The organism is Streptomyces sp. S063 (genome assembly GCF_002832675.1).
Taxonomy (GTDB): Bacteria; Actinomycetota; Actinomycetes; order Streptomycetales; family Streptomycetaceae; genus Streptomyces; species Streptomyces sindenensis.
In genome coordinates this window covers 1,561,367-1,578,082 of record NZ_CP021707.1, presented here as the reverse complement: position 1 = coordinate 1,578,082, position 16,716 = coordinate 1,561,367, and the positions used below count along the sequence as shown (strand labels likewise).

General features: G+C 73.9%; 13 protein-coding genes and 2 pseudogenes. 13 read left to right on the top strand and 2 right to left on the bottom strand.

Annotated elements, in window-relative coordinates; genetic code table 11:
- Nucleotides 1-5: 5 nt before the first annotated feature.
- Nucleotides 6-1,046, bottom strand: a complete 1,041-nt coding sequence (locus CCZ36_RS07055) for a hypothetical protein (RefSeq protein WP_069737819.1) — start codon at nucleotides 1,044-1,046, stop codon at nucleotides 6-8.
- A 265-nt stretch (nucleotides 1,047-1,311) separates the two neighbouring features.
- Nucleotides 1,312-2,912, bottom strand: a pseudogene (locus CCZ36_RS07050) (oxidoreductase).
- A 221-nt stretch (nucleotides 2,913-3,133) separates the two neighbouring features.
- Between CCZ36_RS07050 and hisD the strand changes: the two are divergent.
- The 13 genes and pseudogenes from hisD to CCZ36_RS06990 all read left to right on the top strand — a co-directional run bounded on the left by hisD (nucleotide 3,134) and on the right by CCZ36_RS06990 (nucleotide 16,714).
- The gene (gene hisD, locus CCZ36_RS07045) at nucleotides 3,134-4,456 is read left to right on the top strand and encodes a histidinol dehydrogenase (protein ID WP_069737821.1); all 1,323 of its coding nucleotides are present in this window, start codon (nucleotides 3,134-3,136) and stop codon (nucleotides 4,454-4,456) included.
- Entirely contained in the window at nucleotides 4,453-5,583 is a 1,131-nt protein-coding gene (locus CCZ36_RS07040; RefSeq protein WP_069737822.1) for a histidinol-phosphate transaminase, read from the top strand. The genes hisD and CCZ36_RS07040 overlap by 4 nt, the downstream gene beginning before the upstream one ends.
- Entirely contained in the window at nucleotides 5,580-6,176 is a 597-nt protein-coding gene (gene hisB, locus CCZ36_RS07035) for an imidazoleglycerol-phosphate dehydratase HisB (protein ID WP_003969740.1), read from the top strand. Before CCZ36_RS07040 ends, hisB begins: the two co-directional genes overlap by 4 nt.
- The gene (locus CCZ36_RS34730) at nucleotides 6,173-6,340 is read left to right on the top strand and encodes a hypothetical protein (RefSeq protein WP_003969742.1); all 168 of its coding nucleotides are present in this window, start codon (nucleotides 6,173-6,175) and stop codon (nucleotides 6,338-6,340) included. Before hisB ends, CCZ36_RS34730 begins: the two co-directional genes overlap by 4 nt.
- Before the next feature lie 13 nt (nucleotides 6,341-6,353).
- Nucleotides 6,354-6,997: pseudogene (hisH, locus tag CCZ36_RS07030) on the top strand (imidazole glycerol phosphate synthase subunit HisH).
- Nucleotides 6,997-7,722 (top strand): bifunctional 1-(5-phosphoribosyl)-5-((5-phosphoribosylamino)methylideneamino)imidazole-4-carboxamide isomerase/phosphoribosylanthranilate isomerase PriA, encoded by a 726-nt coding sequence (priA, locus tag CCZ36_RS07025; protein ID WP_006123809.1) that lies wholly within the window; start codon nucleotides 6,997-6,999, stop codon nucleotides 7,720-7,722. The pseudogene hisH and the gene priA overlap by 1 nt, the downstream one beginning before the upstream one ends.
- Entirely contained in the window at nucleotides 7,719-8,126 is a 408-nt protein-coding gene (locus tag CCZ36_RS07020; protein WP_069737824.1) for a RidA family protein, read from the top strand. The genes priA and CCZ36_RS07020 overlap by 4 nt, the downstream gene beginning before the upstream one ends.
- Entirely contained in the window at nucleotides 8,123-8,878 is a 756-nt protein-coding gene (hisF, locus tag CCZ36_RS07015; RefSeq protein WP_128817218.1) for an imidazole glycerol phosphate synthase subunit HisF, read from the top strand. Before CCZ36_RS07020 ends, hisF begins: the two co-directional genes overlap by 4 nt.
- A gap of 201 nt (nucleotides 8,879-9,079) precedes the next feature.
- Nucleotides 9,080-10,030 carry a bis(hydroxyethyl) terephthalate hydrolase gene (bdeA, locus tag CCZ36_RS07010; protein ID WP_069737825.1) on the top strand — a complete coding sequence of 317 codons (951 nt, stop codon included), beginning with the start codon at nucleotides 9,080-9,082 and terminating at the stop codon, nucleotides 10,028-10,030.
- A gap of 145 nt (nucleotides 10,031-10,175) precedes the next feature.
- Nucleotides 10,176-13,217, top strand: a complete 3,042-nt coding sequence (locus CCZ36_RS07005) for a helix-turn-helix transcriptional regulator (RefSeq protein ID WP_237302602.1) — start codon at nucleotides 10,176-10,178, stop codon at nucleotides 13,215-13,217.
- 194 nt (nucleotides 13,218-13,411) lie between these two features.
- Nucleotides 13,412-14,740 (top strand): PucR family transcriptional regulator, encoded by a 1,329-nt coding sequence (locus CCZ36_RS07000; protein ID WP_206515713.1) that lies wholly within the window; start codon nucleotides 13,412-13,414, stop codon nucleotides 14,738-14,740.
- Between the two features lie 83 nt (nucleotides 14,741-14,823).
- Entirely contained in the window at nucleotides 14,824-15,411 is a 588-nt protein-coding gene (locus tag CCZ36_RS06995; RefSeq protein WP_128817216.1) for an ArsR/SmtB family transcription factor, read from the top strand.
- Between the two features lie 46 nt (nucleotides 15,412-15,457).
- Nucleotides 15,458-16,714 (top strand): MFS transporter, encoded by a 1,257-nt coding sequence (locus CCZ36_RS06990; protein WP_128817215.1) that lies wholly within the window; start codon nucleotides 15,458-15,460, stop codon nucleotides 16,712-16,714.
- Nucleotides 16,715-16,716 lie beyond the last annotated feature (2 nt).

Genomic DNA, 16,716 nt, shown 5'->3' with positions numbered 1-16,716 from the left:
AACGCTCAAGCGTAATGGCCCCTGGGACGGCCGTGACCGGCCCGGCCGCGCAGCGGGGTCAGGGAGGCCACCCGGAGGCGCGCGCCGTCCCGCGCGTCCAGGAACCGGCCGAGCGCGTCCTCGGACACCGACGACCACGGGAACGACGTCGCGTGCAGCCCGATCAGGTTGAACTGGTGCAGCGCCTCCGTCCAGCGGCCCCGGGCGAGCAGGACGTACGCGAGGAGGTTGCGGACCTCTGCCGGCCACGGATCGCCGGGCCGGTAGGCGGCGGAGAGCTTGATCGCCAGGTCGGCCGCCGCGTCGATCCGCTCCTCCAGCACGGACGTGGTCCGGCCCGCGGCCTGGGTGTCCAGGAGCAGGTCGAAGGCCGCCCGGACCGGCAGGGCCTGCACCAGCGAGGCGGGCAGCGCGTCCGCCGCCGCCTGCTCGGCGAAGTCGAAGCACTCGCGGTGCGAGCCGTACCAGGCGGCGGAGAGATAGCGCAGCGCCGCGACATGGCAGCCGTAGTGGTGCGCGGAGCGCCGTACGGCCTGCCCCCACAGCGACTCGAAGGCGGTGTGCGTGGCGTGGGTGCCGCGCGCGTGGTCCAGGGCGAGGCGCCACGGCACCGGGTCGCGCGGGTCCGCGTCGGCGGCCGCGGTGATCAGCGGGCCGACCTCGCGGAGCAGTTCCGCGCGGGCGGGCGACTCCCAGGCCCGGCGCACCGACAGCTCGGCCTTGACCAGCAGCGCGTCCGGATCGCGCGGGGCGGCGGCCAGCCAGTCGACGAGCCAGCCGTCCCGGCCGCGGGCGAAGGCGACGAGCCGGCCGAGGTAGCGGTCCCGGTTCTCCCAGTCGGCGGAGTCCCGGGTGCCGGCGAGCAGCTTGGCGGCCGGTTCGTAGTCGCCCAGGGCAGCGGCGACCAGCGCGGGAGAGAGCCGCTCGTCGGGGGCGTCGAGCAGCACCGCGTCATCCGCGGACAGTCCGGCGGACAGCGGAGGGCTGTGCCGGACGATGCGCGCGGTACTGAGCAGAGCGCGAAGGAATGCCATGGTGCAGACCATTGAAAAGCGCTGGTGAGGGCCGCGCCAGAGGCGTGCTGTGAAGCTTCTGTGCCGAGTGAATGGGTTGTATCGGGCCAGGTCAAGAAAGAGCAAAGGAAATGCCCGCTGTTGGCTTGATCGCATCCGCCCGGGACCCTCTTCCGTCCCGTGGTCACCGGGCGCGCGGGCGGCCGGGACCGACCGCCCGGCCGCCCGCGAGCGTACGGTGACGCCTCAGGGAGCAGTTCCGCACGGCAACCGGCCTGCACCCGCCCGGCCTTCCGGATCAGCCCCTGCGGAGCGTCCGGGTCGCCCCCGCCGCCACCGCGGTGGCCAGAACCCATCCCACCAGCACCAGACCGGCCGCGGCCCACTGCCAGGCGTCCTCCATCCGCCAGTAGCCGTCCTGCCCGAGGTTGATCACCGGGATCAGCAGATCCAGCGCGTAGAGAGCGGGATTCCACTGCGGATGCTCCTCGCCCTTGACCGAGGCCGGGGTGTGCTGCGCGAACGCCGCCGTACTCGCCGCCCACAACACCGCCATCCACACCGCCGCCCGCCCCGGCCGGTAGCCGTACGCCACCGTCCAGTCCTGGAGGTACCCCCAGGCCTTCGCCGCGGGCGGCAGCGTCTCGCGACGGCGGCGCTGCTTGGCGAGCAGCACCTCGCGGGCGTCCGCGTCCTCCCCGCAACTGCGCATCACCGTGGCCAGCCGCTCGTACGGCTCGGGGACGTACTCCGGGGTCGCGGCCTGCACCCACTCCAGCCGCCGGGAGAGCGGGAAGTGGCCGTAGGGCACGAGGTTCTCGTAGACGAAACCGCCCATCGCCAGGCCCCCGGGCCCCGGCCAGCTCGTCGACAGGTCGATCAGGGTCACCACCTTCGCGCCGTTCAGCACGACCCGCCCCTCCTCCGGGCGCTCCGCGTTGAACCGCAGCTCCGGCGTGACGATCCGGCGCAGCGACAGCTCGTCCTGCCGGGTCATGGTGAACCGGGCCTTGTGCAGGTCCACCGCGTCCCCGAACCGGCCGTCGTCCAGCCGCACCCCGCCCCTGCTCTCGAAGATCTGCGAGCGGGTGCCGCGCGCCGGGGTCGGGGCGTAGACCACGCCGTACGGGGGAGTGGTGCCCTGGTTCCCCGTGTCGACGCTCACCCACGCCTCGGTCATGTAGAGCGTGCGCTCCACCGTCAGCTGCGGGGCGTTCAGCGCGCGCCGGTCCTCCGCGGCGCGCAGCCGGCTGCCGCGCAGGCTCAGCGAACCGCCCACCTTCGTCCCGCGCAGGCTCAGCTCGCCCAGCGTCTCGATCATCTCGGCCTGGAGGTCCTGCGCGACCGTCATGCCGTCCCCGACGATGGCCCGCCCGTGCCGGTCCGGGCCGACACTGAGCTGGTTGATCAGCAGATCCGTGCCGATCTGGGCGTCGGTCAGCCGGATGCCCCGGTCGATCCGGCAGCGCGGCAGATGCAGATCGCCCTCGGTCTGCAACCGTGCCGCCTCCAGCCGGGGCAGCGCGCAGCCCACCAGCCGCAGGGTCGTGAAGTGGCACTCGGGGAGCACCACCTCCTGCTCGAAGCGGCAGCCGGTCAGCTCCACGTACGGAGAGACCCGGCCGCCCGCCAGATCCAGCTTCCCGGTGATCCGCACCCCCGGAGCTTCAGCGCCGCCACCCGGCCGGGCCGGGCGGGCGGTCCGTCCAGCAGCAGCCGCGCCACCGTGCGCGCGCCGACGCTCCGCTCGGGCCCCCAGGTGTGCGGGGTGAACGGGTCGTTGCGGGTCGGGTCGTAGGTGCGTAAGTCGTAGGTGGTCCCGTTGCGGAAGGACTGCCACATGCCCAGCTCCGCTGCGCTGAGGCCGTCCGGGATATCTCCTTCGTGCGGCTCGGTCACGGCCGCTCCCTCCGTGCACACATGCTGTCGCGCTGCCGCCATGCCCTCGTGGGCACACATGCTGTAGAGCCGTTATGCCCCTGTGTGACGCCGTGAAAGCCAGCGGTCAGCAGTGACAGCCGGACATGGCCGAGACACGTATCAGCCAGTGGTGCGGACGACCGGTATCAGCCAGTGATACGGGCGACCGGCCGTCCGGAGCGGTCTGAGAGAATTGCCGTGTGATCTCTCGAATCGATCTGCGCGGTGACGCCCTCCCCGAGGGTGGAGCCCTGCGCGACCTGCTGCCCCGTGCCGAGTTCGACGTGGAAGCCGCCCTGGAGACGGTGCGGCCCATCTGCGAGGACGTACGCCATCGTGGCTCCGCGGCAGTGATCGACTGGGGAGAGAAGCTCGACGGTGTCCGGATCGCGTCGGTCCGGGTCCCCGCCGCGGCCCTGGCGAAGGCTCTCCAGGAGCTGGACCCGGCCGTCCGCGCCGCGCTGGAGGAGTCGATCCGCCGCGCCCGCCTCGTCCACCGCGAGCAGCGCCGCACCACGCACACCACCCAGGTCGTCCCCGGGGGCACCGTCACCGAGAAGTGGGTCCCCGTCGAGCGCGTCGGGCTCTACGTCCCCGGCGGCCGCTCGGTCTACCCCTCCTCCGTCGTGATGAACGTCGTCCCGGCCCAGGAGGCGGGAGTCGAGGGCGTCGCCGTCGCCTCCCCGCCGCAGAAGGACTTCGGCGGCCTCCCGCACCCCACGATCCTCGCCGCCTGCGCCCTGCTCGGCGTCGACGAGGTGTACGCGGCCGGGGGCGCCCAGGCCGTCGCGATGTTCGCGTACGGCACCGAGGACTGCTCCCCGGTCAACCTGGTCACCGGCCCCGGCAACATCTACGTCGCCGCCGCCAAGCGCCTCCTCAAGGGCCGGATCGGCATCGACGCCGAGGCCGGACCCACCGAGATCGCGATCCTCGCCGACGCCACCGCCGACCCGGTGCACGTGGCCGCCGACCTGATCAGCCAGGCCGAGCACGACCCGATGGCCGCCGCCGTCCTGGTCACCGACTCCGAGGAGCTGGCCGCCGCCACCGAGGCGGAGCTGCCCGGGCAGGTCGCCGCCACCAAGCACATCGCCGACCGCATCGAACCCGCACTCGCCGGCCGCCAGTCCGCGATCGTCCTGGTCTCCTCGATCGAGGACGGCCTCAAGGTCGTCGACGCGTACGGCGCCGAGCACCTGGAGATCCAGACCGCCGACGCCGCCGCCGTCGCCGACCGGGTCCGCAACGCCGGAGCGATCTTCGTCGGCCCCTGGGCCCCGGTCTCGCTCGGCGACTACTGCGCCGGCTCGAACCACGTCCTGCCCACCGGCGGCTGCGCCTGCCACTCCTCGGGCCTCTCCGTGCAGTCCTTCCTGCGCGGCATCCACATCGTCGACTACACCCGCGACGCGCTCGCCGAGGTTACCCACCATGTCGTGACCCTCGCCGAGGCGGAGGACCTCCCCGCCCACGGCGCAGCCCTCAAGGCAAGGTTCGGCTGGAAGGTCCCGCAGCAGTGACGAACGGCAGCACCACCCCCCGCAACCCCTGGGACGAGCTCCCCATCCGCGACGAACTGCGCGGACAGTCCCCGTACGGAGCACCGCAGCTCGACGTCCCCGTACGCCTCAACACCAACGAGAACCCGTACCCGCTGCCCGACGCCCTGGTCGACCGGATCGCCGAGCGGGTCCGCGAGGCCGCCCGCGGCCTCAACCGCTACCCCGACCGGGACGCCGTCGAGCTCCGCACCGAGCTGGCCCGCTACCTCACGCGGACCGCCGGCCACGAGGTGACGGCGGCCCACGTCTGGGCCGCCAACGGCTCCAACGAGGTCCTCCAGCAGCTGCTCCAGACCTTCGGCGGGCCCGGCCGGACCGCGATCGGCTTCGAACCCTCGTACTCCATGCACGCCCTGATCTCCCGGGGCACCGGCACCGGCTGGATCTCCGGGCCGCGCAACGAGGACTTCACCATCGACGTGGCCGCCGCCCGTGCCGCCATCGCCGAGCACCGCCCCGAGGTCGTCTTCATCACCTCGCCCAACAACCCCACCGGCACCGCGGTCGAGGCCGAGACCGTCCTCGCCCTGTACGACGCCGCCCAGGCCGCCGGGCCCTCGATCGTCGTCGTCGACGAGGCGTACGGCGAGTTCAGCCACCGGCCCTCGCTGCTCCCGCTGATCCAGGGCCGCCGCAACCTGATCGTCTCCCGGACCATGTCCAAGGCGTTCGGCGCCGCCGGGCTCCGCCTCGGCTACCTCGCCGCCGACCCGGCCGTGGTCGACGCGGTCCAGCTGGTGCGGCTCCCGTACCACCTCTCCTCGGTCACCCAGGCCACCGCGCTCGCCGCCCTGGAGCACACCGATACGCTGCTGGGGTACGTCGCGCAGCTCAAGAGCGAGCGCGACCGGCTGGTGGCCGAGCTGCGCGCCACCGGCTACGAGGTCACCGACTCGGACGCCAACTTCGTCCAGTTCGGCCGCTTCGACGACAGCCACGCCGTCTGGCGGCGGATCCTCGACAAGGGCGTCCTGGTCCGGGACAACGGCGTACCGGGCTGGCTGCGGGTCACCGCGGGCACCCCGGCAGAGAACGACGCGTTCCTCGATGCGGTACGCGAACTCAAGAAGGAGCACGACGCATGAGCCCCCGCGTAGGCCGCGTGGAACGCACCACCAAGGAAACGTCCGTGCTCGTCGAGATCAACCTCGACGGCACCGGAAAGGTCGATGTCGCCACCGGGGTCGGCTTCTACGACCACATGCTCGACCAGCTCGGCCGCCACGGCCTCTTCGACCTCACGGTCAAGACCGAGGGCGACCTGCACATCGACACCCACCACACCATCGAGGACACCGCCCTCGCGCTCGGCGCCGCCTTCAAGCAGGCTCTCGGCGACAAGGTCGGCATCTACCGCTTCGGCAACTGCACGGTCCCGCTGGACGAGTCGCTCGCCCAGGTCACCGTCGACCTCTCCGGCCGCCCCTACCTGGTGCACACCGAGCCGGAGAACATGGCCCCGATGATCGGGACCTACGACACGACGATGACCCGCCACATCTTCGAGTCCTTCGTCGCCCAGGCACAGATCGCCCTGCACATCCACGTCCCGTACGGGCGCAACGCCCACCACATCGTGGAGTGCCAGTTCAAGGCGCTCGCCCGCGCCCTGCGGTACGCCTCCGAGCACGACCCGCGCGCCGCCGGCATCCTGCCCTCCACGAAGGGCGCCCTGTGACCGGCCTCAACACCATCCTGATCGTCGTCGGCCTCTTCCTGGCCGGCGGCGTCTACTCCTTCGCCAAGCAGGGGATGCCCAAGGGCGTCATCGTGCTGCTGTCGATCGGCTCCGTGATGTGCCTGGTGGCGGGCATCCTGCGGATCCAGGGCCTGTGGGACTGAGGACGGGTACGTCATGAGTGAGAACCAGAAGAAGGTCGTCGTCTTCGACTACGGCTTCGGCAACGTCCGTTCCGCCGAGCGCGCCCTCGCCCGCGTCGGCGCGGACGTCGAGATCACCCGCGACTACGACCGCGCGATGAACGCCGACGGGCTGCTCGTCCCCGGCGTCGGCGCGTTCTCCGCCTGTATGGACGGGCTGAAGCGGGCCCGCGGCGACTGGATCGTCGGCCGCAGGCTGGCCGGCGGCCGCCCCGTCATGGGCATCTGCGTCGGGATGCAGATCCTCTTCGAGCGGGGCATCGAGCACGGTGTGGAGACCGAGGGCCTGGACGAATGGCCCGGCACGGTCGGCCCCCTGAAGGCCGACGTCGTCCCGCACATGGGCTGGAACACCGTGGAGGCCCCGAGGACTCCCGGCTCTTCGCCGGTCTGGACCCCGAGGCCCGGTACTACTTCGTGCACTCCTACGCGGCGCACGACTGGACCCTCGAAGTCACCAACGCCAAGATCCGTGCGCCCAAGGTCACCTGGTCCACGCACGGCGAACGGTTCGTGGCCGCCGTGGAGAACGGCGCGCTGTGGGCCACCCAGTTCCACCCCGAGAAGTCCGGCGATGCCGGCGCCCAGCTGCTGACCAACTGGATCGAGACGCTGTAATGCCGAAGCTTGAACTGCTCCCCGCCGTCGACGTCCGCGACGGCCAGGCCGTCCGCCTCGTCCACGGCGAGTCCGGCTCCGAGACCTCCTACGGCTCCCCGCTGGAGGCCGCCCTCGCCTGGCAGTCCGCCGGCGCCGAGTGGCTGCACCTCGTCGACCTGGACGCCGCCTTCGGCACGGGTGACAACCGCGCCCTGATCGCCGAGGTCGCCGGGGCCATGGACATCAAGGTCGAGCTGTCCGGCGGCATCCGCGACGACGCCTCGCTGGAGGCCGCCCTCGCCACCGGCTGCCGCCGCGTCAACCTCGGCACCGCCGCCCTGGAGACCCCCGAGTGGGTCGCCAAGGTCATCGCCGAGCACGGCGACAAGATCGCCGTCGGCCTCGACGTCCGCGGCACCACCCTGCGCGGCCGCGGCTGGACCCGCGACGGCGGCGACCTCTACGAGACCCTCGCCCGCCTCGACGCCGAGGGCTGCGCCCGCTACGTCGTCACCGACATCGCCAAGGACGGCACCCTGGAAGGCCCCAACCTGGGCCTCCTGCGCGACGTCTGCGCCGTCACCGACCGCCCGGTCGTCGCCTCCGGCGGCGTCTCGTCGCTCGACGACCTCCGCGCGATCTCCCTCCTCGTCCCCGAAGGCGTCGAGGGCGCGATCGTCGGCAAGGCGCTGTACGCGAAGGCGTTCACGCTGGAAGAGGCGCTCAAGGCGGTCGCCGTATGACGGACGAGGCTTCCCCGGTGCGCCGGATCTCCACCGGCGCCCCCTGGGAGGAGAAGTTCGGCTACTCGCGCGCCGTCGAACTCCCCAGCGGGCTCGTCCTGGTCGCCGGCTGCACCTCGGTCGTCAACGGCCAGATCGCCGCCGGCTCCCCCTACGAGCAGACCGTCACCGCCTTCGACGTAGCCTTCGCGGCGCTGGAGCAGCTGGGTCTGGGCCGCGAGGACGTCGTCCGCACCCGGATGTACATCACGCACGCCCGGGACGTCGACGAGGTCGGCCGCGCCCACAAGGAGCTGTTCGACGCCGTACGCCCCGCCGCCTCCATGATCATCGTGTCCGGTTTCGTGGACCCGAGCCTGGTCGTCGAGGTCGAGGTCGAGGCCTACCGAGGAGGTGCGCAGTGACCCTCGCCGTACGGGTCATCCCCTGCCTGGACGTCGACAACGGCCGGGTCGTCAAGGGCGTCAACTTCCAGAACCTGCGCGACGCGGGCGACCCCGTCGAGATGGCCAAGCTCTACGACGCCGAGGGCGCCGACGAGCTGACCTTCCTCGACATCACCGCCTCCAGCGGCGACCGCGAGACGACGTACGACGTGGTCCGCCGCACCGCCGAGCAGGTCTTCATCCCGCTCACCGTCGGCGGCGGCGTCCGCACCCCGGAGGACGTCGACAAGCTGCTGCGCGCCGGAGCGGACAAGGTCGGCGTCAACACCGCCGCCATCGCCCGCCCCGACCTCATCGGCGAGATCGCCGAACGCTTCGGACGCCAGGTCCTGGTGCTCTCGGTCGACGCCCGCCGCACCCCGGAGGGCACGTTCGAGGTCACCACGCACGGCGGACGCAAGGGCACCGGCATCGACGCCGTCGAGTGGGCCCACCGGGCCGCCGAGCTGGGCGCGGGCGAGATCCTGCTCAACTCGATGGACGCCGACGGCACCAAGGACGGCTACGACACCGAGATGATCGAGGCGGTACGGAAGCACGTCACCGTCCCCGTCATCGCCTCCGGCGGCGCGGGCCGGCTCGCCGACTTCGCCCCGGCGATCGAGGCGGGTGCCGACGCGGTGCTCGCCGCGTCCGTCTTCCACTTCGGCGACCTGCGGATCTCCGAGGTCAAGGGCGCGCTCCGGGACGCGGGCCACCCGGTCCGCTGAGCCCGTACGCGGTGCGAGGCGGTATCACCGGTCCCCGAGACCGGTGATACCGCCGATGCGTACCCCGGGGACGCGGGGCGAGAGTGGCGACCGCCGGCGAACGACACCGGCGGCCACGCGGTGTACCCCGAGGGCTCTGGGACGACGGGCTCACGGGCTCGCGTGGTGTGGTTCCCCCGCCACCACCGAGAGGATCCCCCCGTGCAGCAGCACCTTCCCTCCGGCACCATCCCCCCGCGCCCTGCCCGCCCGAGCCGCTCCGGTACGTCCACGGGTCGTTCCCGTACGCTGACGAGTCTGGTGACCGCGGCCGCGGCCACCGCCGGCCTCCTGCTGACGGGCCTGGCGCCCGGCGCCCAGGCCGCCGACAATCCCTACGAGCGCGGTCCGGCCCCCACCAACGCCTCCATCGAGGCGAGCCGCGGCTCGTACGCCACCTCCCAGACCTCCGTCTCCTCGCTCGTCGCGAGCGGATTCGGCGGTGGCACGATCCACTACCCGACGTCCACCGCCGACGGCACCTTCGGCGCGGTCGTCATCTCGCCCGGCTTCACCGCCTACGAGTCCTCGATCGCCTGGCTCGGACCACGCCTGGCCTCCCAGGGCTTCGTCGTCTTCACCATCGACACCAACACCACGCTCGACCAGCCCGACAGCCGGGGCCGCCAACTCCTCGCCGCCCTGGACTACCTGACCCAGCGCAGCTCGGTACGGAACCGCGTCGACGCCGGCCGCCTCGGCGTGATGGGCCACTCGATGGGCGGCGGCGGCTCGCTGGAGGCGGCGAAGAGCCGTACGTCGTTGAAGGCGGCCATTCCGCTGACCGGCTGGAACACCGACAAGACCTGGCCCGAACTGCGCACGCCCACGCTGGTGGTCGGGGCGGACGGTGACTCGATCGCTCCGGTCGCCACGCACTCCAAGCCCTTCTACGCCTCGTTGCCCGGCTCGTTGGACAAGGCCTACCTGGAGCTGCGCGGAGCCTCGCACTTCACGCCGAACACCTCCAACACGACGATCGCGAAGTACAGCATTTCCTGGCTGAAGCGATTCATCGACAACGACACCCGCTACGAGCAGTTCCTCTGCCCGCTCCCGCAGCCGAGCCTGACCATCGCGGAGTACCGGGGCAACTGCCCGCACACGGCGTAGACCCGGCGCTCCGGCCCCTGCCCCGCTGTGCTCCGGCACAGCGCGGCAGGGTCCGGACTGGGAGCCCGCACCGCACCGGCCCGTCCCCGCGCGGGACCCGGACGCGGCGCTTCCTCCTCCGCCGAGGCGAACGTACGGTGCCGGTGTGACCCCATCGACGACCGTGCGCAGTCCGCTCCGGCTGTACGGCCGGGATGCCGAACTCGCAGCATTGGAGAACCTGCTGGCGCCGTTACGGCGAGGCGACGGCGGCGCGCTGGTGCTGGCGGCGCCGCCCGGTCTCGGCCGTACGGCTCTGCTGTGCGCGGCAGCCGACGCGCACCGGGACCGGGGCCCCGTGCTGTGGGCCGTGGCCGCTCCCGCCGACCGTGCCGTGCCCTACAGCGGACTGGGGGCCCTGCTCGGGTCGGACGTGGCCGGGGCCGGTTCGGGGGTGGCCGCCCCGGGTGCGGGAGTCCCGTCCGGTGTCCTGGCCGCCGGCACCGCGCTCGACGCTTCCGCCTCCGGCGTCGCACCCGCCGCCCTCGCCCCCGACGCCGTGCCCGAGGCCCTGGCCGGCCGACTGCGGGACTTCGCCGACGGCGGGCCGTTGCTGGTCTGCGTCGACGACGCGCACGTCTGGGATGCGGCGTCGAGGGCCGCCCTCGCCTTCGCGGCCCGCAGGCCCGGTGCGGGCAGCCGGATCGCCTTCCTCCTCTCGGCCGCCGACGGCACCGCCTTCGCCGGACTGCCCACTCTGCACCTCGCGCCCCTGGACGAAGCGGCGGCCTCGGCGCTCCTGGGCCGGTTGACCGCCGGTACGGAAGGGCTCGACCCGGTCGTGCGCGCCGAACTCCTCCGCGAGGCGGGCGGAAACCCTCGTCTGCTGGCCGGGCTCACCGGCCGCCTCACCCCGGATCAGCTCGCCGGACGCACCCCGCTGCCCTGGCCCCTGCCCGGCGGTGAAGCCGTGCTGGCCGCCCACGCCGAACGCCTCGACGAGCTCCCCGACCGGACCCGCACCCTGCTCCTGCTCGCCGCGGCGGCGCAGGAGCACGAGCCGGAGGGCGCTGGTGCGGACGCGCTGCTCCTGCTGCGCGCCGGCACGCGGGGCGGACTGCCCCGCGTCTTCCTGGACCGGGCCCTGTTCGACGGCGCCGGAACCGGTGGCCTCCTTCAACGGGTCGGCAGCCGCGTGCACTTCGCCCACCGCCTCACCGCCCGTGCCGTGCTCCACCACGCGCCCTGGGCCCACCGCCGCGCCGCCCACGAACTGCTCGCCACCCTGTTGGCGGAGATCGGCGACCGCGGCGGGGCGGACGCCGCGTCGGCCCGGGAGGTGCCGGGCCTTCCAAACGCCCCGGAGTCCCGTACCGCGCGCACCACCACCGCGCCGTCGGCCCTTCCGCTCGCCGCCCTCGTCCAGCGGGCCTGCGCCGCATCCGGGCCGGACGCCGCGCTGGCCGGCGGGCTCGAAGCGGCCGCCGTCGCTCCTTTGCCGCACGCCGCGCGCTCCGCCGCCCTGGTCCGCGCCGCTCTGCTCTCCACCGGTCCGGCCCTGCGCGCGGTCCGGTTCGCCGCGGCGGCCGAGCAGGCGCGGCTGGCGGGCGACCCGGCCCTGGCCCGGGCCCTGCTGGCCAGAACCGGGCCCCGCGCGGCCGAGGCGGACCTGGCCGCCGGGCCCGGCGCAGTGGGCGGGGCCACCGAGCCCGGTGAGGCGGATCCACCCGCCGGCCTCGCCCCCGCGGATCCCGTGACCGCCCAAGCCGGCGCCGGCCTCGCGCCGGGCCTCGCCCCGTACGTCCACGGCATGCTGGCCCTCCGCTCCGGGCCCGTCGCCGACGCCCACGAGGTCCTGCTCGCCGCGGCCCCGCTCCTCGCGCCGCACGATCCCCGTCGGGCCATCGAGGCCCTGCTCGCCGCGGCCGAGGCCGCTTGGGCGGCGGGGGACGCCCTCGGCTACCTCGACGCCATGAACCGTCTCGCCCGCGGCCCGGCGGACGAGCACCTGGAGCACTACCGGGCCGGCATGAGCGCTGTCCTCGAAGGCCGCACCGCCGAAGGGCACGCCCGCCTCCGCCGTTGCCTCGCCCCCGGCCGGGACCCCGGCGACTCGGCGGCGCTGCTCCGGGCCTGTGTCGTGGCCCTGGTCCTCGGCGACGTGGCCGCCGCCTGCCGCGCGGGCGCCCGCGCGCTCGCCGCCGTACGGACCAAAGGGCCCGACGCGCTCCTGCCCCAGGCGCTCGAACACCTCGCGTACGCCGAACTGCGGGCAGGGCGCCACACCGGTGCGCGGGCCCACGCGCTGGAGGGGCTGCACGCCGCCCGCCGTACGGGGCAGCCCAACAGTTCCGCCCATCTGCACGCCGTGCTCGCTCTCGCCGCCTCCGTGGAAGGGCCCGCCGAGGCATGCGTCGCGCACGGGGACGCCGCGCTGGCCGGGGCGGGCCCCCACGGACTGGCCCAGGCCGCCACCCTCGCCACCTGGGCCCGGGCCCGCGCGGATTTGGCCGCCGGGCGGCCGGGCGAGGCGGCCGCCCGGCTGGCCCCCCTGATCAAGGCAGGGCCGGGCCGGGGCCACTTCGCCACCCGGACGCTCGCCGTGCCCTGCTGGGTCGAGGCCGCCGTGCTGGGCGGACGGGCACCCGAGGAAATCCGTGACCTCCAGGCCGCCGTCGAGGAGTTCGCGGCCTGGACCGTCCGGACCGCCGACCCGGGCGCCCCCGCTCAACTGGCCCGCTGCCGCGCCCTCCTGGCCCCCGCCGACGAGGCCGACGCCCGCTACGCCGAGGCCCTGGCCCACCACGAGCGGGCGGGCGGCGAGTTCGAGCAGGCCCGCACCCGGCTGCTGTACGGGCAGTGGCTGCGCCGCCGTCGGCGTACCCGAGAGGCCCGCGACCCGCTGCGCGACGCCCTGGTCGGCTTCCAGCGCTGTTCGGCCCGCGCCTGGGCGGACCGGGCGGCAGGGGAGCTGCGGGCGGCGGGGGAGCCGGCCGGGGAGCGGCCGGACTCCGTCGGCGATCCACTGGCGGCGCTCACCCCGCAGCAGCAGCGCATCGCCCGCTGCGTCGCCGAGGGGGCGACCAACCGCGAAGTGGCGCTGCGGCTCTCGCTCAGCCCGCGCACGGTCGACCATCACCTCCGCAACGTCTTCGCCGCCCTGGGTATCCGCTCCCGCACCGAACTGGCCCGGCTGCTGCGCCCCTGAGCCCTGGCGCGCCCCTTCTGCGGCCGGGAGGTTGCGAGACCGTGATGACGAGTTCCGCGCAGACCCCTAGGTACCGACTGGGCGGTATGTCATTCTGCGGGCGTCAGGATCGTCTCGCCGCGCTCGCGCCCTGCCCGGGCCGGTGCGCCGGGCCCGCCGCTCGCGCGGCCGGCCGATTCCCGGTGGAGGCCGCCATGCCACAGGTCGTACGTTCGCGGATCGGGGCGCTGCACGCCCCCTCCCCGGTACCGCCGTTGCCGCAACGCTTCCGGTCCCTGGCCGACCGCGAGGCCGTCGAGGTGCTGCACCGGGCCGCCCGGGTCCTCGTCGCCTCGCTGCCCGCCCTCACCGACCGGCTGGTGGAGGCCCTGTACGCCCAGGAGCCCGCCTACCGGGCGGCGATCGACTCCGACCGGGCCGAGGTCTGGCAGGAGGTCCACCACTCGCTGCGGCACAACGTCGGCTCCCTGATCCAGCCGCGCGAGTTCCGGGAGTCGGCCCACCGCACCTCCCGCTGGATCGGCGAGATCCGCGCCGAGCAGGGCGTACCGCTCGACGCCGTCCTGCACGCCTTCCGGATGGGCGGCGCGATGGTCTGGCAGGACCTCGTGGACGAGACCGCCCGCCGTGACCCCGACGACATCCGGCTGCTCGTCCATGTGGCCGCCGATGTGTGGAACTTCGTCGACGAGCACTGCGGGGTCGTCGCGGACGCCTACCGGCAGGCCGAGCGACGGCTGTCCTGGCGTCGCGAGAACCGGCAGCGGCTCATGGTCGCCGCCCTGCTCGACGGGACCGCCCGGATCGCGGACCTGGCCGAGGCGGCGGAGATGCTGGGGCTGCCCGAGCAGGGGCGGTACGCGGTGCTGGCGGTGGCCACGGGCCCGCGCGGGCCGGCGGCCGGTGGCGTGAGTGGTGCGGAGGCTGCCCAGGGCGGACCCCGGTCCGCCGCCCGAGCGCCGGTGGAGCTGCCCCTGGGCGCCTCGGGAGCCACGGCGCTCTGGCACCCGGGCCCGGACGCCGAGTTCGCGATCCTGCCGCTGGCGGGCTCGCCCGGCGAGCTGAGCGCACTGGCCGCCGCGCTCGACGTACCGGCCGGGGCCCGGGCCGGGATCGGCTCCGCCGTCGAGGGCCTGGCCGCCCTCGGTGACGCCCGGCGGCTCGCGGAGACCGCGCTGCGCGCCTGCCCCGCCTCCGGGGGGACCGTCCTGCTCGACGAGCACCTCCCGGACGCCCTGGTCGTGTCGTCCCCGGCGCTCGCCGGAGCCCTCACCGACCGGGTGCTGGGCCCGCTGGACCGGCTGGACCCCGCCGACCGCGACGTCATCGTGGAGACCCTCACCGCCTGGCTGGACGCGGACGGCTCGGCGCAACGGGCGGGCGCCCGGCTCTACTGCCACCGCAACACCGTCCTCAACCGCCTCCGCCGCTTCGAACAGCTCACGGGTCGCTGTCTGACCCGGCCCCGGGACGCGGTCGAGGTCTCGCTCGCGCTGGCCGCCCGCCGGCTGCTCGGTCCCTGAAGGAACGCCACGTCCGAAAACTGCACAACAAATATTGCGCAATTTTCCTTGCGCAACTTTTCCTGCGCGTCTACGGTCATGTCATGCCCAGTGAAGAGCGACGCCGCGTCTCCGACCTCGACACCCTCAAGGCGATCGGCCACCCCCTGCGCCTGAAGCTCTACCGCGCCCTGCACATCAAGCGCACCGCCACCGCCTCCCAGCTCGCCGAACTGGTCGACGAGGCGGTCTCCCTCGTCAGCTACCACCTGCGCAAGCTCGCCGACAGCGGACTGATCGAACCCGCCGAGGGCCGGGGCACCGACGGCCGGGAACGCTGGTGGCAGCCGTCCTCCCGCGGACTGACCTTCAGAGACGAGGACTTCGACGACGCGCCGGACAAGGTGGCCGTCTACGCCGCCGCCAACCGGATGTCCTTCGACCAGCACGTCGAGCTCTACCGGGCCCACCAGGACTCCCGGCACACCTGGGACACGGAATGGCGCAGCGCCTCCTGGAGCTCGGAGAACCTCCTCCGGCTCACCGCCGAGGAACTGGCCTCGCTCAGCCGGGAGATGGGCGCGCTGATCGACCGTTACGAGGAAGCCGGCCGCGCCCGCGACGAGGCGGGCGACACGGAGGGCCGGGAGAGCGTCGCCCTGCACACCTACGGGTTCCCCTTCCGCCCGTGAGCCCGCCGATCCTTCCGGACCGCCTCACTTCCTCAGGGACGAACCCATGACCACCACCACTGTGGAATGCCCCGAACGGCCCGCGCACCGCGACCCGAACGTCCTGCGCTGGCTCGGCGCGTACACCGCGTCGATGATCGGCGACAGCGTCTACTTCATGGCCCTCGCCTGGGCCGCCGCCCGCACCGGCAGCGCCTCCGGCACCGGCCTGGTGCTCGCCGCCGGCTCCATACCCCGGGCCCTCCTGATGCTTGGCGGGGGAGTGCTCGCCGACCGGCTCGGCCCCCGCCGCGTCGTCATCGGCAGCGATGCCGCCCGCGCGCTCCTGGTGCTCGCGCTCGCCGCCGTCCTGCTCCTCACCGCGCCCACCGTGGGCGCCTTGGTGGCCGTCGCTCTGCTCTTCGGCGCGGTCGACGCCCTGTTCCTGCCCGCCGTCGGAGCGCTGCCGCCCCGGATCAGCGGCCCGGGCCAGCTCGCCCGGATCCAGGGCCTGCGCGCACTGGCCGCGCGCGGCTCCTCGATCATCGGCGCGCCGCTGGGCGGGGTCGCCGTGGCCGTCGGCGGACCCGCGCTCGCCTTCGCCGCCGCCGGAGTGCTCTTCGCCCTGTCCCTGCCGCTGCTCCTGCGACTGCGGATCAGACCGCTGCCCGAGCCGGAGACCGCCGGTGAGGCACCGGCCGCTGAGAAGACCCCCAGCGCCTGGAACGACCTCGTCGGCGGACTCCGGTACATCCGCCGCCACCCGCTGCTCGGCCCGCTCATGCTCGTCATCGCCCTCAGTGAGCTCGGCTTCGTCGGACCGCTCAACCTCGGCCTCATCCTGCTTTCCGAGCAGCGCGGCTGGGGCGCGGCCGGCATGGGCTGGATCGTCGCCGGATTCGCCGGCGGAGCGGCCGGGTCCGCCCTCGTCCTCGCCGTCCGGGGCCGGGTGCCGCGCGCCGGAACGGTCATGTGCCTGATGGCCCTCGTCGGCGCCACGGGCATCGCCGCCCTGGCGCAGGTCCCCTCGGTGGCCCTCGCCGCCGCGATCGCCGCGTTCGTCGGCCTCACGGCCGGGCTGGCCGGGGCGCTGTGCGGAGCCCTCGTCCAGACCGCGGCCGACCCGGCGTACCTGGGCCGGGTCACCTCCGTATCGACGTTCTTCACCTACGCCATCGCCCCGCTGAGCTACCCCGTCACCGGGGCCGCCGTCGCCCTCTGGGGCACCGGGCCGGTCTTCGCGGTCAGCGCGGCCGTGTGCGCGGCGGGCGGCGTGACGGGCCTGGCCGTCACCACGCTGCGCCGCGCCGAACTGCCCCGCTGACC